26 protein-coding genes and 1 pseudogene are annotated in these 25,016 nt (G+C 71.6%); 3 read left to right on the top strand and 24 right to left on the bottom strand.

Annotated elements, in window-relative coordinates; translation table 11 throughout:
• Positions 1–52: 52 nt before the first annotated feature.
• On the top strand, positions 53–574 hold the full coding sequence (locus ACWEMJ_RS28965) for a hypothetical protein (protein WP_452140067.1): 522 nt from the start codon (positions 53–55) through the stop codon (positions 572–574).
• A gap of 113 nt (positions 575–687) precedes the next feature.
• On the top strand, positions 688–1,323 hold the full coding sequence (locus ACWEMJ_RS28960) for a hypothetical protein (protein WP_452140066.1): 636 nt from the start codon (positions 688–690) through the stop codon (positions 1,321–1,323).
• On the opposite strand, the gene ACWEMJ_RS28955 is transcribed toward ACWEMJ_RS28960, so the two are convergent.
• From ACWEMJ_RS28955 to ACWEMJ_RS28940, 4 genes are all read right to left on the bottom strand, one after another.
• Entirely contained in the window at positions 1,320–3,344 is a 2,025-nt protein-coding gene (locus ACWEMJ_RS28955) for an ATP-binding protein (RefSeq protein WP_452140065.1), read from the bottom strand. The genes ACWEMJ_RS28960 and ACWEMJ_RS28955 overlap by 4 nt on opposite strands.
• A 305-nt stretch (positions 3,345–3,649) precedes the next feature.
• Complete coding sequence (locus ACWEMJ_RS28950) at positions 3,650–3,985, bottom strand: STAS domain-containing protein (protein ID WP_452140064.1); 336 nt, start codon at positions 3,983–3,985, stop codon at positions 3,650–3,652.
• A 523-nt stretch (positions 3,986–4,508) separates the two neighbouring features.
• On the bottom strand, positions 4,509–5,174 hold the full coding sequence (locus tag ACWEMJ_RS28945) for a response regulator (protein WP_452140063.1): 666 nt from the start codon (positions 5,172–5,174) through the stop codon (positions 4,509–4,511).
• Positions 5,171–6,361, bottom strand: coding sequence for a sensor histidine kinase (locus tag ACWEMJ_RS28940; RefSeq protein ID WP_452140062.1), 1,191 nt, complete (start codon positions 6,359–6,361; stop codon positions 5,171–5,173). Before ACWEMJ_RS28940 ends, ACWEMJ_RS28945 begins: the two co-directional genes overlap by 4 nt.
• A 123-nt stretch (positions 6,362–6,484) precedes the next feature.
• Here ACWEMJ_RS28940 and ACWEMJ_RS28935 point away from each other — a divergent pair, with 123 nt between their 5' ends.
• Entirely contained in the window at positions 6,485–7,015 is a 531-nt protein-coding gene (locus tag ACWEMJ_RS28935; protein WP_452140061.1) for a hypothetical protein, read from the top strand.
• A 7-nt stretch (positions 7,016–7,022) separates the two neighbouring features.
• On the opposite strand, the gene ACWEMJ_RS28930 is transcribed toward ACWEMJ_RS28935, so the two are convergent.
• From ACWEMJ_RS28930 to ACWEMJ_RS28835, 20 genes and pseudogenes are all read right to left on the bottom strand, one after another.
• On the bottom strand, positions 7,023–7,595 hold the full coding sequence (locus ACWEMJ_RS28930; RefSeq protein ID WP_452140060.1) for a cob(I)yrinic acid a,c-diamide adenosyltransferase: 573 nt from the start codon (positions 7,593–7,595) through the stop codon (positions 7,023–7,025).
• 152 nt (positions 7,596–7,747) lie between these two features.
• A complete protein-coding gene (locus ACWEMJ_RS28925) occupies positions 7,748–8,248 on the bottom strand; it encodes a DUF2550 domain-containing protein (protein ID WP_380362609.1) in 501 nt (166 codons plus the stop codon).
• Between the two features lie 127 nt (positions 8,249–8,375).
• The gene (locus ACWEMJ_RS28920) at positions 8,376–8,759 is read right to left on the bottom strand and encodes a F0F1 ATP synthase subunit epsilon (protein WP_452140059.1); all 384 of its coding nucleotides are present in this window, start codon (positions 8,757–8,759) and stop codon (positions 8,376–8,378) included.
• Positions 8,760–8,975: 216 nt separating this feature from the next.
• Positions 8,976–10,418 carry a F0F1 ATP synthase subunit beta gene (gene atpD, locus ACWEMJ_RS28915; RefSeq protein ID WP_452140058.1) on the bottom strand — a complete coding sequence of 481 codons (1,443 nt, stop codon included), beginning with the start codon at positions 10,416–10,418 and terminating at the stop codon, positions 8,976–8,978.
• 2 nt (positions 10,419–10,420) lie between these two features.
• The gene (locus tag ACWEMJ_RS28910) at positions 10,421–11,335 is read right to left on the bottom strand and encodes a F0F1 ATP synthase subunit gamma (RefSeq protein ID WP_452140057.1); all 915 of its coding nucleotides are present in this window, start codon (positions 11,333–11,335) and stop codon (positions 10,421–10,423) included.
• Positions 11,336–11,367: 32 nt separating this feature from the next.
• Positions 11,368–12,942: a F0F1 ATP synthase subunit alpha gene (atpA, locus tag ACWEMJ_RS28905; protein WP_452140056.1), complete on the bottom strand. Its 1,575-nt coding sequence runs from the start codon at positions 12,940–12,942 to the stop codon at positions 11,368–11,370.
• Between the two features lie 154 nt (positions 12,943–13,096).
• On the bottom strand, positions 13,097–13,912 hold the full coding sequence (locus tag ACWEMJ_RS28900) for a F0F1 ATP synthase subunit delta (protein WP_035866148.1): 816 nt from the start codon (positions 13,910–13,912) through the stop codon (positions 13,097–13,099).
• Complete coding sequence (locus tag ACWEMJ_RS28895; RefSeq protein WP_452140055.1) at positions 13,909–14,466, bottom strand: F0F1 ATP synthase subunit B; 558 nt, start codon at positions 14,464–14,466, stop codon at positions 13,909–13,911. The genes ACWEMJ_RS28900 and ACWEMJ_RS28895 overlap by 4 nt, the downstream gene beginning before the upstream one ends.
• 41 nt (positions 14,467–14,507) lie before the next feature.
• Positions 14,508–14,735, bottom strand: a complete 228-nt coding sequence (atpE, locus tag ACWEMJ_RS28890) for an ATP synthase F0 subunit C (RefSeq protein ID WP_014138091.1) — start codon at positions 14,733–14,735, stop codon at positions 14,508–14,510.
• Between the two features lie 81 nt (positions 14,736–14,816).
• Positions 14,817–15,626, bottom strand: coding sequence for a F0F1 ATP synthase subunit A (atpB, locus tag ACWEMJ_RS28885; RefSeq protein WP_452140054.1), 810 nt, complete (start codon positions 15,624–15,626; stop codon positions 14,817–14,819).
• A gap of 282 nt (positions 15,627–15,908) precedes the next feature.
• Positions 15,909–16,262: a hypothetical protein gene (locus ACWEMJ_RS28880; RefSeq protein ID WP_452140053.1), complete on the bottom strand. Its 354-nt coding sequence runs from the start codon at positions 16,260–16,262 to the stop codon at positions 15,909–15,911.
• A gap of 349 nt (positions 16,263–16,611) precedes the next feature.
• Positions 16,612–17,955 (bottom strand): glycosyltransferase family 4 protein, encoded by a 1,344-nt coding sequence (locus tag ACWEMJ_RS28875; RefSeq protein ID WP_452140052.1) that lies wholly within the window; start codon positions 17,953–17,955, stop codon positions 16,612–16,614.
• A gap of 149 nt (positions 17,956–18,104) precedes the next feature.
• Positions 18,105–19,367: a serine hydroxymethyltransferase gene (locus ACWEMJ_RS28870; RefSeq protein WP_452140051.1), complete on the bottom strand. Its 1,263-nt coding sequence runs from the start codon at positions 19,365–19,367 to the stop codon at positions 18,105–18,107.
• 174 nt (positions 19,368–19,541) lie between these two features.
• Positions 19,542–20,177, bottom strand: coding sequence for an arsenate reductase/protein-tyrosine-phosphatase family protein (locus ACWEMJ_RS28865; RefSeq protein WP_452140068.1), 636 nt, complete (start codon positions 20,175–20,177; stop codon positions 19,542–19,544).
• 35 nt (positions 20,178–20,212) lie between these two features.
• Positions 20,213–20,860 carry an L-threonylcarbamoyladenylate synthase gene (locus ACWEMJ_RS28860; RefSeq protein ID WP_452140050.1) on the bottom strand — a complete coding sequence of 216 codons (648 nt, stop codon included), beginning with the start codon at positions 20,858–20,860 and terminating at the stop codon, positions 20,213–20,215.
• Between the two features lie 94 nt (positions 20,861–20,954).
• Entirely contained in the window at positions 20,955–21,821 is an 867-nt protein-coding gene (prmC, locus tag ACWEMJ_RS28855; protein WP_452140049.1) for a peptide chain release factor N(5)-glutamine methyltransferase, read from the bottom strand.
• Between the two features lie 18 nt (positions 21,822–21,839).
• Positions 21,840–22,916: a peptide chain release factor 1 gene (gene prfA, locus ACWEMJ_RS28850; protein WP_452140048.1), complete on the bottom strand. Its 1,077-nt coding sequence runs from the start codon at positions 22,914–22,916 to the stop codon at positions 21,840–21,842.
• 122 nt (positions 22,917–23,038) lie between these two features.
• Positions 23,039–23,266 carry a 50S ribosomal protein L31 gene (gene rpmE / locus ACWEMJ_RS28845; protein WP_035866123.1) on the bottom strand — a complete coding sequence of 76 codons (228 nt, stop codon included), beginning with the start codon at positions 23,264–23,266 and terminating at the stop codon, positions 23,039–23,041.
• Between the two features lie 125 nt (positions 23,267–23,391).
• The gene (locus tag ACWEMJ_RS28840; RefSeq protein WP_452140047.1) at positions 23,392–24,492 is read right to left on the bottom strand and encodes an LCP family protein; all 1,101 of its coding nucleotides are present in this window, start codon (positions 24,490–24,492) and stop codon (positions 23,392–23,394) included.
• A 141-nt stretch (positions 24,493–24,633) separates the two neighbouring features.
• Positions 24,634–25,016 (bottom strand): annotated as a pseudogene (locus tag ACWEMJ_RS28835) (hypothetical protein); the annotation flags it as partial.

The raw sequence follows: 25,016 nt of genomic DNA, 5'->3' as shown, positions 1-25,016 counted from the left end.
GCAAGATCGCGACGCAGGACAATGACCTGCACGTGATCGCGACCTTGCGGACGTGACTAGCGCTTGTCGCGCAGTTCCCCGCGCCCCCGGTTTCGCACCCACCCGCTCGCCCGAGTCTCCCCCGCGCCACGAGGTACTGCGGGCCGTCCACGCCGCCGGCGGCACCCAGGAGCCGTTCGGCCCGGACGGCGTGCCCGCCGGGACGGAGTGGCAGCACTTCGCCGCCGAGTACCCGCACCTGTCCGGCGACGAGGCCGGCCACGCCCGCCGGCTGGCCGAGGCCCTTGCCCCGACCTTCGCCGAAGTCCCCGACGCCGAACGCGCCGCCTGGTGGCGCGAGGGCTGGCTCGGCCCGCTGCGCCGGGTGCACGCCGAGCACGGCTTCGCCGCCGCCCAGGCCTGGTTGGCCGACCGCGGCGTGTCGTTCGTCCCGGCCCGCCGTCTCACCGGCGACCTGCTCGGTCCGGCCGCCCCCGGCGACCTGGTCGCCGCCATGCTCGCCGTCCCCGCCTGGCGCGTCATCGCCGAGCACGTCGAGAACGGCAGGCTGGACCCGGAGCAGCTCCGCGCCTGAACCCTTCCAGTGGATCTGCCCGCCCGGGATCCGCGTGTCGGTCGGGCCCGCCCGGGCTGCCGGATTCCCTGAACGGCAAAGGGCCGCGAGGCCCCACCGAAGGGAGCCGTCACATGCACCACGTCATCCGCAGGTTCGCCCCGCTCGCCGCCGCCGTCGCGACGACCGCCGTCGCGGCCGTCCTTCCCGCGCCGCCCACGCAGGCCGCGCTGTTCGGCCAGGCCGCGCTCGGCATCCGGTTCGACCCGGAGGGCGATCCGGGCCAGTGCGGCGGACGCCAGGGCGAGCAGTGGCACCCCAACGGCGAGTGGACCGACGAGATCGTCCTCGACACCGACGACCGCCCGGGCGGCTGCCACCTCGCCCTCGGCCTGTTCGACCCGCAGAACCAGCTGGGCTCCGCCTCCGTGCGGTACGCCTGGACGACCCTCCACGGCACCGGCCCGGGCCAGTGCGACAACCAGGGCGACTACCGGATGCCGGCCTCGCCCTCGGCGCACGTCCTCGGCCCGTCGATCCGCATCGACACCGACAGCCGCCCGGGCGGCTGCCTGCTCACCTTCCTCGTCGAGAACACCCCGTCCGTCAGCCTCGACATCCGGTACGCCGGCAACGGCGACGTCACCCAGTGCGGCGGCGCGCTCCCCAACGACCGCTTCACCGCCTCCCCGGGCCACCCGGTGCCGCTCACCGTGGACACCGACAACCGCCCGGGCGGCTGCCGGCTCCAGCTCCGGCTCAACGTCTAACCCGGCGGGCTCGTCGGCGACTCGCTGCTGGGCGGCGGGGAGCTCGGCGGCTCGCTGCTCGGCGGCGGCGAGGAGTTCGACGGCCGGGTCGACGTGCTCGGCGGCGGGGCCGAACTCGACTGCGGCGGCGTGGACTTGGTGGTGCTCGTGGTCGCCGCGGGCTTGCTGCTGCTCGGGCTGCCACTGGCCCGGTGGCTGCCGGACGGGCTGCTGCTCGCCGACTCCGACGGGCTCTGCGACGGCGTCGCGCTGTCGCTCGCCGTCGCCCGGGGGCTGCTGCTGGGCCGCGGACTGCTGCTGGCGGTCGGCTCCGGGGTGACGTCGTCCGCGGAGCTGCCGGGCTGCTTGCCCGCCGGGGCGTCCTCGCCGCTGACGGCCACGCCGATCGCGGTGCCGAGCACGCCGAGCGCCATCACGGCGGCGCTCGCCGCCAGCACGGTCTTCCGGGCCCCGGCGGGCGCCCGCTTGCGCAGCCGGGCCGGCACCTGGGCGATCGCGCGGATGGTGCGCCGCCCGCGGTCCGGCTGGGCGTCGCCGACGGTGAGCGCCGCCGTCTCGTCCAGCCGGATCAGGTCGAGCATCCGCCGCCCGGCCGCGCCGCCGCGCTGGTCGCCGGAGGCGCCGCGCAGCGCGAGCGCCGTCTCCAGCTCGGCGGCCGCCCGCTGCGCGTTGCCGACGCACAGCGCGTACACGCCCAACTCGTGGTGGAACCAGGCCTGTTCGGCGCTCCCGCCGGCCGTCCGGGCGGCCTCCAGGCCGAGCTGCAGGCACCGCTCCCAGGCACCCCAGCGCAGCGACAGCGCCAGCACCGGCGCGGCGGCCCGGGCCAGCCGCAGCACCTGCTCGGGGCGGTCGGCGTCCCGTTCGGCGTGCAGCACCGCGAGGATCACCTCGGCCTCGGCGGCGACCTGACGGGTGCTCACCGAGGCGTGCCCGACCCACCAGGCCAGGTGTTCGGCCGCGCCGTGCGCGACCCCGCCGGGCGCGAACGGCGCGGGCTGCCCCTCCGCGTCCGCCTCCGTCTCGGGCAGCAGCGCCGCCACCACCCCTTCGGCGAGCCGGTGGTGGCCGCCCACCGACACCGCCAGGCCGTTGTCGACCAGTTCCTGCAGCGCACTCTCGCCGAGGCCGACGTCGATCAGCGCGGGCAGGTGCGGTGCGGTCGGGCACTCCCCGTCCAGCGCCAGCGCCAGCCGCAGCACCCGCCGGGCCGGCTCGCTCAGCCCGCGCAGCAGCAGCCGGGCCGGCGCGGCGCTCTCCCCCACCGACGGCAACGGCACCCCGGCCCGCAGTTCGGCCTCCAACTCGGCCGGGTCACTGGGGAGTTCGTACTCCTGCACGGAACCGAAGACGCTCCGCCGGTCCTCCTGCGCGGCGACCAGCGCGTCCACCGCGACGTCCCGCTGCCGCAGCAGCGCCGCCGCGCGGACGAAGCGCAGCGGCAGGCCCTCCGACTCGAACCACAGGTCCACCGCCCACGCCCGCTCGGCCTCGTCCAGCTGACGCCCCGCCAGCCGAGCCGCCAGCGTCAGACACGCCGGCCGCGACAGGCCCGCCACCAGGTGGTCCCGCAACCGCGAACCGGGCAGCGACGGCGGCGCGTCCGGCGCGGTGCTCACCAGGAACGCGCACTCGGGGGCCAGCGCCAGCAGGCCCTCCAGCTCCTCCCCGGACGGCTCCACGTCGTCGATCACCACCACCGCGGCCACCCCGGCCAGCAGTTCGACCAGCTGCTCCCGGTCGGGGCGGAAGTCCGGCGCCTGATGGGTCACCGCGAACAGGTCCTGCAGCAGGTCGGCGGACGTCCGGCGGTAGCCGCTCAGCCGCACCACGCCGTCCGGCGCCAGCTCCCCCGCCGCCTCGGCGACCGCCGCCAGCAACGCGGACCGCCCCGAACCGGCCTGCCCGACCAGCCGCACCGACCGGCCCTCCTGGAGCTGCCCCAGCACGGCCGCGATGTCGCCGTCCCGGTCCAGCAGCGGCAGGTCCCCCGGCCCGGCCCCGAGTGCGAGCGGACCCACCGCCGCACTGGGCCCCAACTCCGGCCGCGCCTGCACCAACCCGCGAATCCGTCGCGGCTGCGGCAGCCACTCGTCCGGACAGCGCCGCGCCTCCGACCCCTCGGGCCCCCCGACCACCACCAGCCGCTCACCGCTGACCAGTTCCCCACCCCGCGGGCGTATCCCACTCGGCTGACCCACGTCACTGCTCCCCGCCATTCGGACACCTGACCGGAGACTTTCCCACATGACCGGACCGGATCAACACACCGGGTGGAGCGGAGAACAAGGGGGAGCACGACCGGGGGCGCGTGGGGGCGCCTCTCTCAGCCCATCGCCGGCAGCGTCGTCCCCACCGGGTCCTGGACCGCCCCCTCCACCGCCAGGATCCGGTGCAGGCGGGTCGCCACCAGCAGCCGCTGCAGCTGCACCGGCACGTCCCGCAGCACCAGCCGCCGCCCGACCCGCCCGGCCCGGCGGTGGGTGCCCATGATGACGCCGAGGCCGGTCGCGTCCCAGGATTCCAGCCGCCCGAGGTCGAGGACGAGATCGCCCTCGCCGCCGTCGACCGCGGCGTGCAGCAGCGCTCTGGCGTCGGCGGCGCTGCGCACGTCGAGGCGCCCTTCGATGGCCAGTCCGGTGTGGTCGCCGGTGATGCGCACGCTGTCCTCCTCCTCTGCCGTGTGCGTTGTTCTCCGCCGCGTCGCGCCTGCCGTCCGTCCCGTACCCCAGGGATCGACCGCGCCACGTTTCGGTCCGGTTGTGCACCGGTCCTTTCCTGAATCTGACGGCCAACCAGTTCCGCAGGTTGCTGTCACCCGGCGGACTGTCCCTCAACTTCACCCGTCCGAGGGAATATACGCAGGAGCGCCTGGTACCTACGCTCGATTGCCGCCCAAATCACCCGTCTGCGGGGTGCTCCGTGAGCAAACTCACCCGGAGGGTGCGGGCTTCATCGTGCGGTCATCTGGTCCTCCCGGGGGCACGCCGAGCGGCTCGCCGCACCCGGGCGGCACCGACCGCCCGACGGGAGCCACATCGCTCTGCGCGGGACTCTAGTAGGAGCACGCCCGCCGTGGTGCCTTCCGGCAGTGTGATCTGCACCGGAAGGGGTGTGATCTGCACCCCTCCCACACACCCCTGCCCACTCCTCCCGCCACACCGGTCCCCCGCGCCACTCCGTCCTCAGGCCGGGCCGTCCCCCGGAGGGGCCACTCCCCATTCCTGCGCCAGGATCGCCGCCTGCACCCGGCTGCGCAGCCCGAGCTTCGCCAGGATCCGGCTGACGTGCGTCTTGGTGGTGGCCTCCACCGTCCCGAGCCGCCGCGCGATCTCCGCGTTCGACATGCCCGCGCCGAGGCATCCGAACACCTCGCGCTCCTTGGGCGTCAGCCCGTCCAGCGAGTCGGGGCCGGCCGCCGGCGCCTCGGGCCGGGCGAAGGAGGCGATCAGCCGGCGGGTGACGGACGGGGCGAGCATGCCGTCGCCGCGCGCGACGGTGCGGATGCCCTCGACCAGGGTCTGCGCCTCCAGGTCCTTGAGCAGGAAGCCCGCGGCGCCCGCCCGCAGCGCGCCCCACACGTACTCGTCCAGGTCGAAGGTGGTGAGCACGAGCACCTGCGCGGCCCCGGCCTCGACCACCCGGCGGGTCGCGGCGACGCCGTCCAGCCGGGGCATCTGCACGTCCATCAGGACGACGTCGGGCCGCAGCTCCAACGCCATCCGCACGGCCTCCTCGCCGTCCGCGGCCTCGCCGACCACCAGCAGGTCGTCCTCCGCCCGCAGGATCATCACCAGCGCCGCCCGGACGGCCGCCTGGTCCTCGGCCACCAGGACCCGGATCGTCGTCATTCCCGCTCCCCGCCCGCCGCCCGCGGCAGCACCGCCCGGACCCGCCACGTCTGCCCGTCCGGCCCGGCGGTGAACTCCCCGCCGAGCAGCTGGGCCCGCTCGCCCATGCCGACCAGCCCGGCCCGCGCCCCGGGCACCGCCCGGCCCTCGCCCTCCCGGTACCGGGACTCCACGGTGATCTCCAACTCCCGCTCCCCGTACCGGATGCACAGCCGGACCGGCCCGGGCGCGGCGTGCTTGACGGCGTTGGTCAGCGACTCCTGGACGATCCGGTACGCGGCCAGTTCGACCGGTGCGGGCAGCTCGCCCGGCTCGCCGAGCTGCTCCGCCTCGAACCGCAACCCGGCCGACCGGCCGGCCGCCCCGGCCTGCTCCAGCAGGACGTCCACGGCCGCCAACCGCGGTGCCGCGTACGGCTCTTCGGGGGTGGCCTCGCGCAGCAGGCCGATCATCCGGCGCATCTCGGCGAGGCCCTGCACGCTGTTCTCCCGGATCACCGCGAGCGCCTCCACCAGGGGCTCGTCGGCCGCCCGCGACTGGCGGCGGGCCACCGCCTGCGCGCCGGTGGCGTGGATCGCGATCGCCGACAGGTGGTTGGCGATCACATCGTGCAACTCCCGTGCCATTCGCGACCGTTCGGCGACCACCGCGCCCCGCCGGTCCATCTCGGCGAGCAGCGCGATCTGTTCGGCGCGCAGCCGCTCCGTCTCCGCGACCTCCCGGTGCCGGCGCAGCAGGTCGGCCGTCCACACCGGGGAGAGGAAGATCAGCCCGCAGAACACCGCGACCAGCAGCGCCTCCGGCATCGAGGCGTACTTCCACGTCAGGCCCGTCAGCACCGCGGTGGTAGCGGCACCGGACAGCTGCAGGACGCGGCTCATCCGCGCCGGGCCGTACAGCACGGCCGCGTACAGCAGGTCGGTGTACAGCAGCATCGTCGGCACCAGCGCGCCGAGGTACACGCCGACGCCGAACACCACGCCGCCGACGCTGACCGTCCACACCGTCCGGCGGCGCCGCACCAGCGCCAGGGCGGACATCACCACCAGCGGCGGCACCGGCGCCCACCAGGGCAGCCCGGGGCCGGCGGAGTACGCGCCGACGGTGATCAGCAGCAGGCCGCCGAGCAGCCCGGCCAGGGCGATGGCCGCGTCCTGCCCGCGCTCGGAGAGTCTCACCCGACCCATCCCAGCACTCCTTCCCGCCCGCCGGAACGACCGCTCGGAGGACCCGCCGTCCGACGAACGGCTGACGTGCCGCTCCCCTGCCCGGACGATGACCGCGCGCCCGCACGCGGGGAGGATCGAAGCATGGTTTCCCTGATCGTGGCCGGCGAGGCCGGCTTCTGGGTGGTACTGGCGGCGGGGCTGCTGGCCCGCTACTGGCTGCGCCTGCGCCGCACCGGCCTGGCACTGCTGGCACTGCTGCCGGTGGTCGATCTGGTGATCCTCGGCGCCACCGTCGCCGACCTGCGCGGCGGCGCCACGGCCGACTGGACGCACGGCCTGGCCGCCGCGTACGTCGGCTTCTCGATCGCCTGGGGCCACCGCATGGTCCGCTGGGCCGACGGCCACGCCGCGCACCGGCTGGCCGGCGGCCCGAAGCCGGCCGGCCCGCCCAAGTACGGTGCGCCGCGCGCCCGTTACGAGTGGGGCGCGTTCCTGCTGACACTGCTGGCCGCGGCGATCACGGTGGCGCTGGTGGCTGCCGTCCAGTGGCTGGTCGGCGACGCGGCGCGCACCTCGGCGCTGGATTCCTGGTACCCGCGGATGGCCGTGGTGGTCGCGATCAACCTGGCGATCGCCGCCAGTTACACGCTCTTCCCCAAGCGGCCGAAGTAGCCGGGCGTCAGCGGTTCTCGCCGGGCACCCAGAGCACGTCGCCGCGCTCCTTGTTGGCGGTGCGGGCCAGGATGAACAGCAGGTCGGACAACCTGTTCAGGTACTTCGCGGTCAGCGGGTTGACGCTGTCCCCGTGCACCTCGATCGCCGCCCAGGTGGCCCGCTCGGCCCGCCGCACCACGGTGCACGCCAGGTGCAGGTACGCGGCGCCGGGGGTGCCGCCGGGCAGGATGAAGCTGCGCAGCTTCTCCAGCTCCGCGAGGAACCGGTCGCAGTCCCCCTCCAGCCGGTCGACGTACGACTGCTCGACCCGCAGCGGCGGGTACTGGGGGTTCTCGACGATCGGCGTCGCCAGGTCCGCACCCACGTCGAACAGGTCGTTCTGGATCCGGGTCAGCACCGTCACCAGCTCGCCGTCCAGCTCCCCGGCGGCCAGCGCCACGCCGATCGCCGCGTTGGCCTCGTTGGTGTCGGCGTACGCGATCAGCCGCGGATCGGTCTTGGTGGTCCGGCTCATGTCGCCGAGCGCGGTCGTGCCGTCGTCCCCGGTCCGGGTGTAGATGCGCGTCAGGTTCACCATGCCCGCAGCCTAGCGCGCACGTCGAAGCGGGTGGACGCGAGCCGCGTCACGCCCTGGCCGCACCGATCACACGCCCAAACCCGCACCACTCAGGCGACGTTGACCTCCCCCAGCCTTCGGCCGGGGGGACCCCCACCCCGAGGGTCTCGTCGCTACGCGACGTTGACCCTCTGCCCGGGCGGCGCCGCCTCCAGCCAGGCCAGGAACCCGGTCAGCGCGTCGTCGCTCATCGCGAGCTCCAGCGGCGCGCCCCGGTGCAGGCAGCGCAGCACCACCGAGCCGGAGAGCAGGGCGAGTTCCTCCTGCCCCTGCGGGTAGCGGCGGCCCAGCACCTCGATCTCGGTGCGCGGCAGGACCCGTCGCGGCCGGGGCGCGTAGGAGAACACCCGGAACCACTCGATGGAGTCGCCGCTGTACCGGCCGATACCAAAAACCCACCCCTTGCCGTCGGTCTGTGGGACCGGGGCCGAGGTGGGTTGGCCGTTCTCGTCGAGATCCGGCTGCGTGGAGGCGTCGGCCGGCATTTTCAAGCGGTAGGAGCAGTCGAAGGTGCCGCCCACCCGCTGGATGAGGCGGCGGCGTACCGCGAAGCCGACCAGGCCCGCGACGGCGAGGACCACCACCGACGCGCACACCACAAGGGCGAGGACCACGCTCACCTACCTCCTCGCTGCCTTCATCCCCGTTGGCGGCCAGACACGGCCGCCCATTCCTACCAACTGATACGACAGTCCCGAGGACACGCTCGAGGCGTCCCCGGGACCGTCGCTGAGACCGGGCTCAGTGGTGCGACTTGAGACCGCCGGCGGCGATCAGTCGGACCTCGGCGCGACGCTCGGCGTGGGCGTCCGCCTCGTTCTTGGCGTTCTCCAGCGCGCGCTCGGCGCGGGCGACGTCGATCTCGTCGGCCAGCTCGGCGATCTCGGCGAGGATCGACAGCTTGTTGTCGGCGAACGAGATGAAGCCACCGTGCACCGCGGCGACGATGGTGCCCTCGGAGACGGTGCGGATGGTGACCGGGCCGGTCTCCAGCACGCTCAGCACCGGGGTGTGGCCCGGCATGATGCCGGTGTCACCGGAGGCCGTACGGGCAACAACGATGGTGGCCGCACCGGACCACACCTTGCGGTCGGCTGCGACCAGCTCGACGTGCAGCTCAGCCAACGTGGGCTCCTTGGCTCTTGCCGGGTCTCGGCCGCCCGGGCGATGGGGCGTCGAGCTCGACAGTTTCGGTAAGAATAACGGGCACGCGCCCCCGGAACGAAACCAAGGGCCCGTAAATGACCGGGATCACAGCAGATCCAGCGTTGAGGGGTGGCCCCCGACGAGAGCCGGGAACCACCCCTCAACGGTTGGGTCTGCCGTGCGACCGGTCTGCGGTTACTTCTTCAGCAGCTCGGCGGCGTTGCGCTCGAGGTCGTCGATGCCACCGCACATGAAGAAGGCCTGCTCCGGGACGTGGTCGTACTTGCCGTCCGCGATCGCGTTGAAGGCCTCGATGGTCTCCGACAGCGGGACGGTCGAGCCCTCGACACCGGTGAACTGCTTCGCCACGTAGGTGTTCTGCGAGAGGAAGCGCTCGATGCGGCGGGCACGCTGCACCGTGATCTTGTCTTCCTCGGACAGCTCGTCGATACCGAGGATCGCGATGATGTCCTGCAGGTCCTTGTACTTCTGCAGGATGCCCTTGATACGGATGGCCGTGTCGTAGTGGCTCTGCGCGATGTACCGCGGGTCGAGGATGCGGGACGTGGAGTCCAGCGGGTCGACGGCCGGGTAGATGCCCTTCTCCGAGATCGGGCGCGACAGAACGGTGGTCGCGTCCAGGTGGGCGAAGGTGGTGGCCGGCGCCGGGTCGGTCAGGTCGTCCGCGGGGACGTAGATCGCCTGCATCGAGGTGATCGAGTGACCGCGGGTCGAGGTGATGCGCTCCTGCAGGAGGCCCATCTCGTCGGCCAGGTTCGGCTGGTAGCCCACCGCGGAGGGCATGCGGCCGAGCAGGGTCGACACCTCGGAACCGGCCTGGGTGAACCGGAAGATGTTGTCGATGAAGAGGAGCACGTCCTGCTTCTCGACGTCGCGGAAGTACTCCGCCATGGTCAGCGCGGAGAGCGCGACGCGCAGACGGGTGCCCGGCGGCTCGTCCATCTGGCCGAAGACCAGCGCGGTCTTGTCCAGAACGCCCGAGTCGACCATCTCGTCGATGAGGTCGTTGCCCTCACGGGTGCGCTCACCGACACCGGCGAACACCGACACACCACCGAAGTTCTCGGCGACGCGGTAGATCATCTCCTGGATCAGAACGGTCTTGCCGACACCGGCACCACCGAACAGACCGATCTTGCCACCCTGGACGTACGGGGTGAGCAGGTCGATGACCTTGATGCCGGTCTCGAACATCTCGGTCTTCGACTCGAGCTCGGAGAAGTTCGGGGCCTTGCGGTGGATCGGCCACTTGACCTCGACGGAGGCCTCGAACTCGGCCTTGTCGACGTTCAGCACCTCGCCGAGCGCGTTGAAGACCTTGCCCTTGGTGATCTGGCCGACCGGGACGGAGATCGCCGCACCGGTGTCGGTGACCTGCGAGCCGCGGACCAGGCCGTCGGTCGGCTGCATCGAGATGCCGCGGACCAGGCCGTCGCCGAGGTGCTGGGCAACCTCAAGGGTCAGGGTCTTCTTGCCGGAGCCGTCGGGGTTGTCCACCTCGACGTGCAGGGCATTGAACATGTCCGGAATCGCGTCGACGGGGAACTCCACGTCGACGACCGGGCCGATGACCCGCGCGACGCGGCCCGTCGCCGTGGTCTCAACAGTGGTGGTCATAGTCATTCGCTCCCCGCGCTAGCGTCGGCCAGCGCGTTGGCGCCACCGACGATCTCGCTGATTTCCTGGGTGATCTCGGCCTGACGGGCCGAGTTGGCAAGCCGCGTGAGCGACTTGATGAGCTCGCCGGCGTTGTCCGTCGCGCTCTTCATCGCACGCCGACGGGCGGCGTGCTCGGAGGCGGCCGACTGCAGGAGAGCGTTGTAGATCCGGCTCTCGACGTACCGCGGCAGCAGCGCGTCGAGGACGCCCTCCGCCGACGGCTCGAAGTCGTACAGCGGGAAGATCTGGTTCTTCGCGGGCGACTTGTCGCTGAGCTCGACCTCGTCGAGCTTCAGCGGCAGCAGCCGAGCGTCCACGGCGGTCTGCGTCAGCATCGACACGAACTCGGTCGACACCAGGTGCAGCTCGTCCACGCCACCGGTCTCCGCGGTGAAGGCCTCGATGAGGTCCGCCGCGATCGCCTTCGCGTCCCCGTAGGTCGGCTTGTCCGAGAAGCCCGTCCACGAGTTCGCGACCGGCAGGTTCCGGAAGCCGTAGTACCCGACGCCCTTGCGGCCGACGATGTACGTGACCACTTCCTTGCCCTCTTCGCGGAGCTTGGCGGAGATCGCCAGAGCCTGCTTGATGGCGTTGGTCGAGTAACCGCCCGCCAGACCGCGGTCCGCCGTGATCAGCAGCACGGCGGCACGGGTGGCGTTCGGGTTCTCGGTGGTCAGCGGGTGCTTCGCGTTGGACCGGGTGGCCACCGCGGTCACCGCACGGGTGAGCTCATCGGCGTACGGAGTGGAGGCGGCCACCGCGCGCTGCGCCTTGACGATGCGCGACGCGGAGATCATCTCCATCGCCTTGGTGATCTTCTTCGTCGCGGTGACGGAGCGGATGCGGCGCTTGTAGACCCGAAGCTGTGCTCCCATGGGTCGTTACGTCCTTTCCCTCGCTACCGGACTCAGGCCTGCTCAGACAGCAGCTTGCCGTCCGCGGTGGTGAAGCCCTGCTTGAAGCCGGTGATGGCCGAGGTCAGCGCGTCGATGGTGCCCTGCTCCAGCAGGCCGGTCTCGACGATGCCGGCCAGGATGCCCTTGTGCTCCAGGCGCACGTGGTCCAGGAACTCGCGCTCGAAGCGGCGGATGTCGGCGACCGGGACGTCGTCCAGCTGACCGGTGGTGCCGGCCCAGATCGAGACGACCTGCTCCTCGACCGGGAACGGCTGGTACTGACCCTGCTTCAGCAGCTCCACCATGCGGGCGCCGCGCTCCAGCTGGGCCTTGGAGGCCGCGTCCAGGTCGGAACCGAAGGCGGCGAACGCCTCCAGCTCGCGGTACTGGGCCAGGTCCAGGCGCAGACGGCCGGCGACCGAGCGCATGGCCTTGATCTGGGCGGAGCCACCGACGCGGGAGACCGAGATACCGACGTTCACGGCCGGGCGGATGCCGGCGTTGAACAGGTCGGACTCCAGGAAGCACTGGCCGTCGGTGATGGAGATGACGTTGGTCGGGATGTACGCCGAGACGTCGTTGGCCTTGGTCTCGATGATCGGCAGACCGGTCATCGAGCCGCCGCCGAGGGCGTCGTTCAGCTTGGCGCAGCGCTCCAGCAGGCGGGAGTGCAGGTAGAAGACGTCACCCGGGTAGGCCTCGCGGCCCGGCGGGCGGCGCAGCAGCAGGGAGACGGAGCGGTAGGCCTCGGCCTGCTTCGACAGGTCGTCGAAGATGATCAGGACGTGCTTGCCGTCGTACATCCACTCCTGGCCGATGGCCGAACCGGTGTACGGGGCGAGGTACTTGAAGCCGGCCGGGTCGGAGGCGGGAGCAGCCACGATGGTGGTGTACTCCAGCGCGCCGGCCTCCTCCAGGGCGCCGCGGACGGACGCGATGGTGGAGCCCTTCTGGCCCACGGCGACGTAGATGCAGCGGACCTGCTTCTCCGGGTCGCCCGAACGCCAGTTGTCGCGCTGGTTGATGATGGTGTCGACGGCGACGGCGGTCTTGCCGGTCTGACGGTCACCGATGATCAGCTGGCGCTGGCCGCGGCCGATCGGGGTCATCGCGTCGATGGCCTTGATGCCGGTCTGCAGCGGCTGCTTGACCGACTTGCGGGCCATGACGCCGGGGGCCTGCAGCTCCAGGGCGCGACGGCCGGTGGAGGCGATGTCGCCCAGGCCGTCGATCGGGTTGCCCAGCGGGTCCACGACGCGGCCGAGGTAGCCGTCGCCGACCGGAACCGAGAGGACCTCGCCGGTGCGGCGCACGGTCTGGCCCTCTTCGATGCCGCCGAACTCACCGAGGATGACGACACCGATCTCGCGGGTGTCGAGGTTCAGCGCGAGGCCGAGCGTGCCGTCCTCGAACTTCAGCAGCTCGTTCGCCATGACCGAGGGCAGGCCCTCGACATGCGCGATGCCGTCCGCAGCGTCAGTGACCTTGCCGACCTCTTCCACAGAAGCGGCGTCCGGCTGGTACGACTGGACAAAGTCGGCCAGCGCGTCCCGGATCTCCTCCGGACGGATCGTAAGCTCCGCCATCAGGCTTCCCTGCTCTCCTAGTTTGCGATCCTCGGCCCGCCATTGAGGGCCGCAAGTGCTCGACTCTCGGCCGGGTCGGGTGAACCGGCCGTACGTTTTGCCGGCCCACCTGGTGTGGACCGACGCCCGACCGAGGGTCGGATAGTGCTGGTGCTCAGCCTTCGAGGCCCTGACGAGCGCCTTCGAGGCGGCTCGCGACCGTGCCGTCGATGACCTCGTCGCCGATCTGCACCCGGACACCGCCCTGGACCTCGGGGTCCACGTCGATGTTCAGGTGGACCGGGCGGCCGTGCAGGCCGGCCAGGGCAGCGGCGAGCCGCTCCTTCTGGCGGTCCGACAGCGGCACGGCGCTGGTGACCTGCGCCACCACGCGGCCACGCCGGGAGGCGGCGAGCTTGGAGTAGGACTCCAGGCCACCCTCCAGGCTACGACCCCGGGGGACGGTGACCAGGCTGGTGACCAGGCGGACGGTGCCCGCGTTGGCCTTGCCGCCGAGGAGCTTGCGGATCAGCGCCGTCTTGGCGGCGGTGTCGGCCTTCGGCTCGGTCAGCGCGGCGCGCAGCTCGTGCGAGCCCGCCACCACGCGGCCGAAGCGGAACAGCTCGTCCTCGACGTCGTCCAGCGCGCCGGCCTTGTCGGCGGCGATGACCTCGGCGTACGAGGTCAGCTGCTCGGCCGCGTCGGCCAGGTCACGCGAACCGGACCAGCGCGAGCGCACCAGGCCGGAGACCAGGTCGACGGTCTCGCCGGAGACCTGACCGGCCAGCAGCGAGGAGACCAGCTGGGCCTTGTCCTGACCGGACCGCGAGGGGTCGGTCAGCACGCGGCGCAGCGAGACCTCGCGGTCCAGCAGCGCGGTGACGGCGGCGAGTTCCTCGGCGAGCTTGGCCGCGTCCACCGAGGTGTTGTCGGTCAGGCTCTCCAGGTTCTCGCGACCGGCGGCGAGGGCCTCGCGGCTCGCGCCGATCACTTGGACGCACCCTGGGCAGCGGCGGCCTTGGACTCCAGCTCGTCCAGGAAGCGGTCGATGACACCGCTCTGGCGGGCGTGGTCCTCCAGGGACTCACCGACGATGCGGGAGGCCAGCTGGGAGGCCAGCGAGCCCACGTCCTGACGCAGGGCGGCGGTCGCCTGCTTCTTGTCGGCGTCGATCTGCGCGTGGCCGGCGGCGACGATGGCCTCGCGCTGGCGCTGGCCCTCCTCGCGCATCTCGGCGATCAGGACAGCACCCTGCTCACGGGCGTGCTCGGTGATCCGAGCCGCTTCGTGACGCGCCTCGGCCAGCTCGGCACGGTACTGCTCAAGCAGGGCCTGGGCCTCGGCCTGAGCGGTCTCCGCGCGCTTCATGCCGCCTTCGATGGCGTCGCGGCGCTCCTCCAGCACCTTCTCGATGCTGGGGAGGAGCTTCTTGCCGAGAAGACCGAAGACGATGAAGAAGCAGAGCAGGCCGATGATGACCTCGGGCCACGCGGGGAGAAGAGGGTTCATCTTCTCTTCAGCCGCGAGGAGAACCTCGGGGGTCATATCAGAACCTTTCGTCGGAATTGACTACCGGTGCGCCTGGCTCACTGGCCGTAGACGAACGGCATGACGATGCCGATCAGGGCGAGGGCCTCGGTCAGGGCGAAGCCGATGAACATGTTGGAGCGGATCAGGCCGGCAGCCTCGGGCTGACGGGCCATCGCCTGCACGCCGTTACCGAAGATCAGACCGACGCCGATGCCGGGGCCGATGGCGGCGAGGCCGTAGCCGATGGAAGCGACGGAACCGGAAACCTCAGCGAGAGCGGACATCTCAGCTAATCCTTTGCGGGGATGGGATACCGGTGGGTGTTGGCCACCGGGAGTTCAAGGGCGCGGCCGGGGCCGCGGGGCTCAGTGCGCCTCTTCCAGGGCACCGGCGATGTAGCTGCTGGCGAGCATCACGAAGATGTACGCCTGCAGGAACTGCACCAGCAGCTCGAAGGCGGTCAGACCGACGGCCACCACGAAGGACACGGAGCCGTACAGGGCGCCGATGGTGGGGCTGAGCAGGTACCACGAGGCCACCGAGAAGACGACGATCAGCAGGTGACCGGCGAACATGTTGGCGAAGGCTCGGACCGCGAGGGTGAAGGGGCGCACGAAGATGTTCGAGAAGAACTCGATCGGCACCAGGATGAACATGACCCAGCCGGGAATGCCCGACGGCCAGCAGAGGTTCTTCATACCGCCGACGAAGCCGTGCTTCTTGAAGGTCAGCGTCATGTAGGTGATCCACACCACGAGCGCGAGGCCGGCCGGGAAGGCGATCTTGGACGCCACCGGGAACTGCGCGAACGGGATGATGGACATGATGTTCATGATCCACACGAAGAAGAACATCGAGACCAGCATCGGGACGTACTTCTCGCCCTTTTTGCCGATCGTCTCGAGCACGATGCTCCGCTTGACGAAGTCGTACCCGATCTCGCCGACCAGCTGGAGCTTGCCCGGGAGCAGCTTGGGCTTGGCGAACGCGGCCCAGAAGAAGCCCACCACCAGCAGCGCACAGATGATCGACAGCAGCATCGGCTTGTTGAACTCGATGCTGCCGATCGTGAAGATCGGCTTGAAGTCGAACTCGTTCAGGCCGGGGGCGGGGAAGCCGCAGCCGGAGCCGAAGTGGCAATTGGCCTCGGAGGCGAGCTGGACGTCAGCACCCACCACAGACTCCTTCGTTCTGACGCATGGTTACGGCAACCTCGGTGTGTCGGCGCGGCCTGCGGCCACGGTGCGGCACTGGAACTAGTTGGATTTCTCGCGGACCCGACGCGGCGCATATCCCCGCCACGGGATCTTCGAAAGCTTCGTGGAGCCGGGGGGCGATCCGTCCGATTCTCGGAGGGACCTGGCCGCTTCCCGTACTCCGCCGTTGGGACGGACGATAGCAGCCCGTCAGGAGGGCATAAACACCGCCCCCCTCGCGAGGGGGACAGTGTGCCCCGCTCACGGTTGACGCCCTGATTTCGGCTTGCCGTCGGGTTCCACGTAATAGATCTTCGCCTTCAGTGCGCCCCTGACCTGGAACGCCGTCCAGATGATGGCGAGCCCCAGCAGGGTGAACCCGAAGACCTTGCGGTCGATGAAGGTCAGGTGCTTGGCCACCGCCAGCAGGATGCCGATCGCGACGATCTGGGTCGTGTAGACCAGCAGCGCGGCCGCCATCATCATCTGCGGGTTGCCGCGGGTCAGACGGTCGAGCGCGAGTTGGCCGAAGCTGAAGAAGCCCAGCACCACCACGGTCGCGAGCAGTGCGCCGACCAGGCCCTTCCCCTGGGCGACGGCGAAGGAGATCGCCATGGCGATCACTCCGGCGGCCGCAGTGGGAATTGCGGCGCCACGGAGGATCCGGGCGTCGTGGGACGGCATGGCGGCAGCTCCGGCGGCATGTCGGCGGCAAGGGCGGAAGTACGTTGGGCGAGGACCACGCCGCGGACCGCCGTTGAGGGCGAGCCCGTCGAGGGAGACCGACCAGGGACGGAAGTCCTCCACCTGTCAGGTCTTTCGGCGTGTTCTCGGTACTCGTGAACGGTATCACAAACTATTTGATGAGAGCTTTACCATGAACGTGTGGCACCTGTCACACCATCGGCCCACGAGTGCCGCCGAACGGGTGCCACCGAACGGCTGAACGATAGTTGACGACCCGTCAGTCCTGCCGCTCCCCCCGCCGGCCGGAGGCCGTCGCACCCGTCCCGATCCGCCCCAGCAGCGCCTTGTCCTCGGCCGACAGCTCGGCCATCGCGGGCCCCTCGGGGTCCTCCTGCGAACCCTCCTTCGCCGACGTCCTCGCGGCGGCCTTGGCGGCGGCCCGGGCCCGCAGGCCGCGGCTGCGGTAGCGCGGCGGGACGAACGGCTGTACGGCCTTCGGGGCGCGCGGCTTGAAGCGCGGCATCAGCAGCACCGCGAGGCCCACCAGGCACAGGCCCGCCATGGTCAGGATGACCGTACGACCGGTGTTGGTGACCGACACCGCGACGGTGCCGAAGGCGATCAGCGCGGCCCAGAAGTACATGATGAGCACCGCTCGGCTGTGCGAGTGACCGACCTCCAGCAGTCGGTGGTGCAGGTGCTGCTTGTCCGCCGCGAACGGCGACTTGCCCGCCCAGGTGCGGCGCACCACGGCCAGCAGCAGGTCGGCCAGCGGCAGCGCGATCACCGTCAGCGGCAGGATCAGCGGGATGTAGATCGGCACCAGGGCGTGCACCGCGATGGTCTGCGAGCCGGTCCGGGAGGAGACCAGGTCGGGGTCGACGCGGCCGGTGATGGAGATCGCGGCGACGGCCAGCATCAGGCCCAGCATCATCGAGCCGGAGTCGCCCATGAAGATCCGCGCCGGGTGCAGGTTGTGCGGCAGGAAGCCCAGGCACATGCCGATCAGCACGGCGGTGAACAGCGCGGCCGGGGCGGCGTCGTTGACCCCGTAGCCGAGCCAGAGCCGGTAGGAGTACAGGAAGAACGCGATCGCGGCGATGCACACCATGCCCGCGGCCAGGCCGTCCAGGCCGTCGATGAAGTTCACCGCGTTCACCATCACGACCACCAGGGTGACCGAGATCAGCATGCCCTGGGTGGGGGTGAAGGTGACCGTGCCGTAGCCGGGCACCGGGATGGAGATCACCGTGACGCCCTGCCAGACCATCACGCCGGCCGCGATCATCTGACCGCCGAGCTTCACCAGCGCGTCCACGCCCCACTTGTCGTCCAGGACGCCCAGCACGAACATGATCCCGGCCCCGGACAGCAGCGCCTTGACGTCCGCGCTCTGAACGAACAGCCGCCCCAGGTTGGTGAGTTGGGACGCCGCCAGCAGGCCGGCCAGCAGGCCGCCGAACATCGCGATGCCGCCGAGGCGGGGGGTCGGTTCGCGGTGCACGTCACGCGCCCGGACCGCGGGCATCGCGCCCGCCGCGATCGCGAACTTCCGCACCGGGCTGACCAGCAGGTAGGTCACCGCCGCCGAGACGAACAGGACCAGCAGATACTCACGCACCACTGGCCTCCAGGGTCACGGTCCGACGGACGAGTACGCAGGGTACTCCCGCGCAGGTTCGGGGTTCGAGGTGCGTCGCCACGGTGCACACCTTATTGACTCCGACGCCCAGCCCCCGCATCGCGGTTGCCTCCGCGGCCGGGGATCGTTCAGCGGCGCCCGGCGAACGCCAGCGCGAGCTCCCGGACCCGGCCCCGCACCGCGGCCGGATCGGCTCCGGCGAGCACCCGTCCGAGCAGCTCGCCGACCTCGCCGAGCTCGGACTCCGCCATCCCCTGGGCGGCGCAGGCACCGGTGCCCAGCCGGATCCCGGAGGTCTCGGTGGGCGGCGCCGGGTCGTACGGCACGGCGCACCGGCCGAGCATCAACCCCGCTGCGGCGCACCGGCGTTCGGCCTCCACGCCGGTCAGTCCGAGGCTGCCGACCTCGGCGGTCACCAGGTGGGTGTCGGTGCCGCCGGTGAGCGGCGCGGCCCCGGCGGCGGCCAGCGCGGCGGCCAGCGCCCGCGCCCCGGCCACCGCCCGGCGGGCGTACTCGGCGAAGCCGGGGGTGCCGGCCTGGGCCAGCGCCACCGCCTTGGCGGCCACCTCGTTCATCGCCGCCCCGCCCTGGCAGAACGGGAACACCGCCCGGTCGATCCGGTCGGCCAGCTCCTCCCCGCACAGCAGCAGCCCGCCGCGCGGGCCGCGCAGCAGCTTGTGGGTGGCCACCACGGTGACGTCCGCGTACGGCACCGGCGAGGGCGCCAGGCCGGCCGCGACCAGTCCGGCGCTCTGCCCGGCGGTGGCGATCAGGTAGGCGTCCACCTCGTCGGCGATCTCCCGGAAGGCCGCCCACTCGATGTGCCGGGGGTAGGAGATGCCGCCCGCGACGATCGCCTTGGGACGGTGCTCGTGGGCCAGCCGGCGGACCTGGTCGAGGTCGATCAGGCCGTCCTCCTCGCGCACCCCGTAGCCGTGGAACTGGAACCAGCGCCCGGAGAAGTTGGCCCGCGACCCGGCGCTCAGGTGGCCGCCGTGCTCCAGCGACATCGCCAGCACCGCGTCGCCCGGCCGCAGCAGCGCCGCGTAGGCCGCCAGCACGGCCGAAGTCGCCGACCGGGGCTGGACGTTGGCGTGCCGGGCGGCGAACAGTTCGCGGGCCCGGTCGACGGCCAGCAGCTCCACGGTGTCGGCGGGTGCGCAGCCGGTGTGGTGGCGGCGGCCGGGGTAGCCCTCGGCGTACTTGTCGACCAGCGGGCCGGCCAGCGCGGCCAGCACGGCGGGGGTGGCCAGGTTCTCGCCGGCCAGCAGTTGCAGGGACTCGGCCCGGCGCTCGTCCTCGGCGGTGAGCAGGTCGGCGATCAGCGGGTCCGCCGTGCGCAGGGCCTCGGCGGCCTGCCAGTGGGTCTGTCGGGCATCGGCGACCGTCATGCTGCGCTCCAGGGCTGCGGTGCGGGCGGATCCCTCCAGCCTAGGTCGGCCCCCGGCGCCGGGCCCGCCCCCACGCGCGGGACTGCGCCTTTCGGCCGTCGCCCGCCGTCTGCATCGCCTGAGCACATGGCCTTCACGAATTCTCCACCGAAACTTTAGTGGAGGGCGCTCAACTCAGCGGTCCACGCCGGTCAGTGCGGTCACCACCGGGTCCAGCGCGTCGAATATCTCCTCGCCGCAGTTGCGGAACATGCCGATCGGCGCCCCGTAGGGGTCCCTCAGCTCGTCCGATTCCGGCGAGGCGGCCAGCAGCCAGCCGCGCAGGGCGGCGGCCGAGCGGACCAGCGCGCGGGCGCGTTCGGTCAGCCGCGCGCCCTCCCTGGGGTCCGGCAGGGTCCGCGGGTCGACCCTTTGCACCAGACGGGTGAACTCCTTCAGCGTGAAGGTGCGCAGACCCGCCGCGTGGCCCATGGAGATCACCTGCGCGCGGTGGTCCAGGGTCGCGGTCAGCACCAGGTCGGCGTCGATCACGTGTTCGTCGAGCAGCTCCCGCCCGGCGAAACCGGCGCTGTCCGCGCCGTACTCCCCGAGCACGGTGGCCGCGTGCGCCTCCATCGGGGCGCCCTCGTGGCCCCAGGTGCCGGCGCTCTCCACCACGATCCGGCGGCCCACCGGGGCGCCAAGGCGGGAGTCCAGCTCCAGCCGGGCCAGCCGCTCGGCGATCGGCGAGCGGCAGATGTTGCCGGTGCAGACGAAGAGGATCTTGAAGGTGTCCAGCGGGAGCGGCCCGGACGCCGGGAACGGCGCCAGGGCGCTCCCCGCTCCGTACAACGGGGCGGCGGCGGTCAACTGCCGGCCTCGACGTCCGGAGCGACCTCCCTCAGCTGCTCGACGCTGATCGCGCCCGCCCGCAGCACCACCGGCACCTTGCCGGTGACGTCGACGATGGTGGAGGCCGTGGCGTGGTCGGCCGTCCCGCCGTCGAGGTAGATCGACACCGCGTCGCCGAGTTGCGCCTCGGCCGCGTCGCAGGTGGACGGGGACGGGCCGCCGGTCTTGTTGGCGGAGGACACCGCGAGCGGGCCGGTGGCGTTCAGCAGCTCCAGCGCGACCGGGTGCAGCGGCATTCGGACGGCGACGGTGCCCCGGGTCTCGCCCAGGTCCCAGCGCAGCGACGGCTGGTGGCGGGCCACCAGGGTCAGGCCGCCCGGCCAGAACGCGTCCACCAGCTCCCAGGCCTGCTCGGAGAAGTCGGTGACCAGCCCGTGCAGGGTGGTCGGCGAGCCGACCAGCACCGGCGAGGGCATGTTCCGCCCGCGCCCCTTGGCCGCCAGCAGCGCGCCCACCGCCTCCGGCGAGAACGCGTCCGCCGCGATCCCGTACAGCGTGTCGGTCGGCACCACCACCAGCTCCCCGCGGCGGATCGCCGTGGCGGCCTCACGCAGCCCGCTGGCGCGGTCCTGGACGTCGGAGCAGTCGTATCGGCGGCTCATCGGAGCAATCCCCTCTCGGTGGAATCAGTGGTGGTCGCACCGCCCGCTCGGGCCGCCGTGCCGCACCCGGTGGTCACAGCGAAGCCCTTGACGCTCACAACGAGGCCCTTCGGGCCGTTGTGAAGCGCGGCCGGTTGTTGAGGTCCCGGTGGTCGGCGGCGTCCGTCCAGCCGCCCTCCTCGCGGAAGATCCACGGGACCTGGCCGCCCTGGGTGTCCGCGTGCTCGATCACCACCGCGCCGCCGGGCCGCAGCAGCCGGGCGGCGACCCGCTCGATGCCGCGGATGGTGTCCAGGCCGTCCTCGCCGGAGAACAGCGACATCTGCGGGTCGTGGTCGCGGGCCTCGGGGGCCACGTACTCCCACTCGGTGAGCGGGATGTACGGCGGGTTGCTGATCACCAGGTCGAACCGGCCGTCCCAGGACCGGTCGTCGGCGAACGCCTTGGTGGCGTCGCCCTGGTGCAGGTGGATGCGGGCCCGGTCGGGGCTGGCCTCGACGTTGCGGCGGGTGTAGGCGAGCGCGCCCTCGTCGAGCTCGAACGCGTGCACCGTGGAGCGCGGCAGCTCCTGGGCGAGGGCCAGCGCGATCGCCCCGGAGCCGGTGCACAGGTCGACCACCAGCGGCTCGGCGACGTCCATCGCGCGGACCGCCTCTATCGCCCACTCGACCACCGTCTCGGTCTCCGGCCGGGGCACGAACACCCCGGGGCCGACCTCCAGTTCGAGGTAGCGGAAGAACGCCCGCCCGGTGATGTGCTGGAGCGGCTCGCGCTGCTCACGGCGGGAGACCGCCTCCCAGTAGCGGGCGTCGAAGTCGCCGTCCGGCACGGTGTGCAGCTGGCTGCGCTTCACGCCGTGGATGTGCGCGGCCAGCTCCTCCGCGTCGAAGCGCGGCGAGGGCACGCCGGCCGCGGCCAGGCGCTGGGTGGCCTGGGCCACCTCGGCGAGCAGCAGGTTCATCCCTCGGGCCCCTTAGGCTCAGTTCTCCTGCGCGGCGGCCAGCTTGGCCGCGGCGTCGGCGTCCACACAGGACTGGATCACCGCGTTCAGGTCGCCGTCCAGCACCTGGTCCAGGTTGTACGACTTGAAGCCGGTGCGGTGGTCGGAGATGCGGTTCTCCGGGAAGTTGTACGTCCGGATGCGCTCGGAGCGGTCGACCGTGCGGACCTGGCTGCGGCGGGCGTCGGACGCCTCCCGCTCGGCCTCCTCCTGCGCGGCGGCCAGCAGCCGCGAACGCAGGATGCGCATCGCCTGCTCCTTGTTCTGGAGCTGGCTCTTCTCGTTCTGGCAGGACGCCACGATACCGGTCGGCAGGTGGGTGATCCGGACCGCGGAGTCGGTGGTGTTGACCGACTGCCCGCCCGGGCCGGAGGAGCGGTACACGTCGATCCGCAGGTCGTTGGCGTGGATCTCCACCTCGACCTCCTCGGCCTCCGGGGTGACCAGCACGCCCGCGGCGGAGGTGTGGATGCGGCCCTGCGACTCGGTCGCGGGCACCCGCTGCACCCGGTGCACGCCGCCCTCGTACTTCAGCAGCGCCCAGACGCCGTGGCCGGGCTCCGCGTTGCCCTTGGTCTTCACGGCCACCGAGACGTCCTTGTAGCCGCCGAGGTCGGACTCGTTGGCGTCGATGATCTCGGTCTTCCAGCCGACCCGCTCCGCGTACCGCAGGTACATCCGCAGCAGGTCGCCGGCGAACAGCGCGGACTCCTCGCCGCCCTCGCCCGCCTTGACCTCCAGGATGACGTCCTTGTCGTCGCTCGGGTCGCGCGGCACCAGCAGCAGCCGCAGCTCCTCGGTGAGCTCCGCCTGGTGGGCCTCCGACGCCTTCGCCTCGGCGATGAAGTCCGGGTCCTCGGCGGCGAGTTCGCGCGCGGCGGCGATGTCCTCGCCGGCCTGCTTCCAGGCCAGGTAGGTCCGGGTGATCGGGGTCAGCTCGGCGTACCGCTTGGCCAGCTTGCGCGCGTTCGCCTGGTCGGCGTGCACGGACGGATCGGCCAGCCTCTTTTCGAGGTCGGCGTGCTCGACGAGGAGCTCTTCGACTGCCTCGAACATCGGGTGGTCCTACTTCCGTGAGTGCCGAACAGGGGGTGGTGCGAGGGGAGAGACGCGAACGGCGCCGGCCCGGACGCCCCCGTGAGTACACGAGGACGCCCGAGACCGGCGCCGTGGAAGCGCTAGGCCGACTTGTTGCCGGAGAGCTTCTTGCCGAAGCGCGCCTCGAAGCGGGCCACGCGGCCACCGGTGTCCAGAATCTTCTGCTTGCCGGTGTAGAACGGGTGGCAGTTCGAGCAGACCTCGGCGCGGATCTCACCGCTGGTCTCGGTCGAGCGAGTGGTGAACTCGTTGCCGCAGGTGCAGGTCACCTTGGTGACCACGTACTCCGGGTGAACGTTGGACTTCAACGGATTCTCCTAGCTGATCGGGAGGGCACCGGGTCGGCGGACATGGACATCCGCACGTGAACCGGGACCGACGGACCAGTGTGCCAGCACTGCCCGCTTCTTCCCAAACCGGGAGGCGGACCGCGCTATTCCGCACCTCCGCGGCCGGCCGCCGCGCCGGGCGTCGCGGAGGGCGAGCTCTGGGCCGGGTTGCTCGGCTGCTCGGAGACCACGGAGGTCGGCACCGGCTGGTCGGCCCGCAGCGCGGCCCACAGCCGCTGGGCGTCCGGGTTCTTCGGCAGCACCCGGTTCGGGTCGCTGGGGGCGTAGCCGACCGGCAGCGTGACCATGGTCAGCTGGTCCGGGCCGATCTGCTTCAGCGACTGCGCCAGGCCCACCAGGGAACTCACCGAGGCCAGCTCGGAGTCGGTGGTGAGCGACTTGGTCAGCTTGTCGCCGAGGTTCCACATCGCCACCGGATTGGAGCCGAGCCCCAGCGAGCCGACCCGGCCGAGGATGGCCCGCACCATCTCCTTCTGCAGCTCGATCCGCCCCAGGTCGCTGCCGTCGCCGACGCCGTGCCGGGTGCGGACGAACGCCAGCGCCTGCTGCCCGCCCAGGTGGTGGGTTCCGGCCGCCAGGTGCAGCCCGCTGTCCTGGTCGCTTATCGGCACCGTGGTGGTGACGTCCACCCCGCCGATCGCGTCGATCAACGAGGCGAAGCCGGCGAAGTCCACCTCCACGAAATGGTCCATCCGCATCCCGGTGAGCTGTTCGGTGGTCTTCACCGCGCAGGCCGGGCCGCCGATCTCGAACGCCGAGTTGTACATCGCGCTGCGGGCCGCCGCGACCTGCGTGCCGTCCACGCCGGTGCAGGCCGGACGGGCCACCAGGGTGTCGCGCGGTATCGAGACCACCGAGGCCGCGGTGTGCGACTGGTTGATGTGCACCACCATCGCGGTGTCGGAGCGGGCGGTGTCCCCGGTGTCGCCGCCCGCCAGGCCGCCGTTGGCCCCGGCCCGCGAGTCGGAGCCGAGCACCAGCAGGTTGAACGAGCCGTCGGTGGACGCGGGCGGACGGGCACTGCCCAGCTGCCCGGAGATGTCGACGCCGTGCAGGTTCCGGTTCAGCTTCCAGTAGGCGAGCCCGCCGAGCCCGGCCGTCACCAGCACCACGGCGGCCAGCGCGACCAGCGCGATCCGCAGCCCGCGCCGACGCCGGGTACGGCCCTTGCGGTGTTCGCCCATATCGCCTCATTTCGCCTGCAGTGCGACCTTTCGAGCATAAGTGACGCACCAGTAGGGCCGAACCCGGAGCCGCCTGAGAAAAGCCTGAGACCCCGCACCGCGCGGAGCGGTACGGGGTCTCTCGGGCTTGTCCTGCCAGGGTCAGTCGCCGGAACCCGGGGTGTTCTTGGCGATCTGCATCAGGAACTCGGCGTTCGACTTGGTCTGCTTCATCTTGTCCAGCAGCAGCTCGATCGCCTGCTGCGAGTCGAGCGCGTGCAGCACCCGGCGGAGCTTCCAGACGATCGCCAGCTCCTCGTGGCCGAGCAGGATCTCCTCCTTGCGGGTGCCGGAGGCGTCCACGTCGACGGAGGGGAAGATGCGCTTGTCGGAGAGCTTCCGGTCGAGCTTGAGCTCCATGTTGCCGGTGCCCTTGAACTCCTCGAAGATCACCTCGTCCATCCGCGAGCCGGTGTCGACCAGCGCGGTGGCCAGGATGGTCAGCCCGCGCCGCCGGCCGCCTCGCCCCCCCCCCCACCCCCCCC

The sequence above is a fragment of the Kitasatospora sp. NPDC004531 genome (genome assembly GCF_053602195.1).
This window is presented reverse-complemented; position numbering and strand designations above follow the sequence as displayed.

Coding starts and splice junctions, on each gene's coding strand:
- ACWEMJ_RS28960 (WP_452140066.1), top strand. CDS start 688: ATGCACCACGTCATCCGCAGGTTCGCCCCGCTCGCCGCCGCCGTCGCG.
- ACWEMJ_RS28935 (WP_452140061.1), top strand. CDS start 6,485: ATGGTTTCCCTGATCGTGGCCGGCGAGGCCGGCTTCTGGGTGGTACTG.
- atpA (WP_452140056.1), bottom strand. CDS start 12,942: ATGGCGGAGCTTACGATCCGTCCGGAGGAGATCCGGGACGCGCTGGCC.
- ACWEMJ_RS28945 (WP_452140063.1), bottom strand. CDS start 5,174: ATGACGACGATCCGGGTCCTGGTGGCCGAGGACCAGGCGGCCGTCCGG.
- ACWEMJ_RS28910 (WP_452140057.1), bottom strand. CDS start 11,335: ATGGGAGCACAGCTTCGGGTCTACAAGCGCCGCATCCGCTCCGTCACC.
- ACWEMJ_RS28880 (WP_452140053.1), bottom strand. CDS start 16,262: ATGGCGATCTCCTTCGCCGTCGCCCAGGGGAAGGGCCTGGTCGGCGCA.
- ACWEMJ_RS28860 (WP_452140050.1), bottom strand. CDS start 20,860: ATGAGCCGCCGATACGACTGCTCCGACGTCCAGGACCGCGCCAGCGGG.
- prmC (WP_452140049.1), bottom strand. CDS start 21,821: ATGAACCTGCTGCTCGCCGAGGTGGCCCAGGCCACCCAGCGCCTGGCC.
- atpD (WP_452140058.1), bottom strand. CDS start 10,418: ATGACCACCACTGTTGAGACCACGGCGACGGGCCGCGTCGCGCGGGTC.
- ACWEMJ_RS28940 (WP_452140062.1), bottom strand. CDS start 6,361: ATGGGTCGGGTGAGACTCTCCGAGCGCGGGCAGGACGCGGCCATCGCC.
- atpE (WP_014138091.1), bottom strand. CDS start 14,735: ATGTCCGCTCTCGCTGAGGTTTCCGGTTCCGTCGCTTCCATCGGCTAC.
- ACWEMJ_RS28930 (WP_452140060.1), bottom strand. CDS start 7,595: ATGGTGAACCTGACGCGCATCTACACCCGGACCGGGGACGACGGCACG.
- ACWEMJ_RS28895 (WP_452140055.1), bottom strand. CDS start 14,466: ATGACCCCCGAGGTTCTCCTCGCGGCTGAAGAGAAGATGAACCCTCTT.
- ACWEMJ_RS28870 (WP_452140051.1), bottom strand. CDS start 19,367: ATGACGGTCGCCGATGCCCGACAGACCCACTGGCAGGCCGCCGAGGCC.
- prfA (WP_452140048.1), bottom strand. CDS start 22,916: ATGTTCGAGGCAGTCGAAGAGCTCCTCGTCGAGCACGCCGACCTCGAA.
- ACWEMJ_RS28840 (WP_452140047.1), bottom strand. CDS start 24,492: ATGGGCGAACACCGCAAGGGCCGTACCCGGCGTCGGCGCGGGCTGCGG.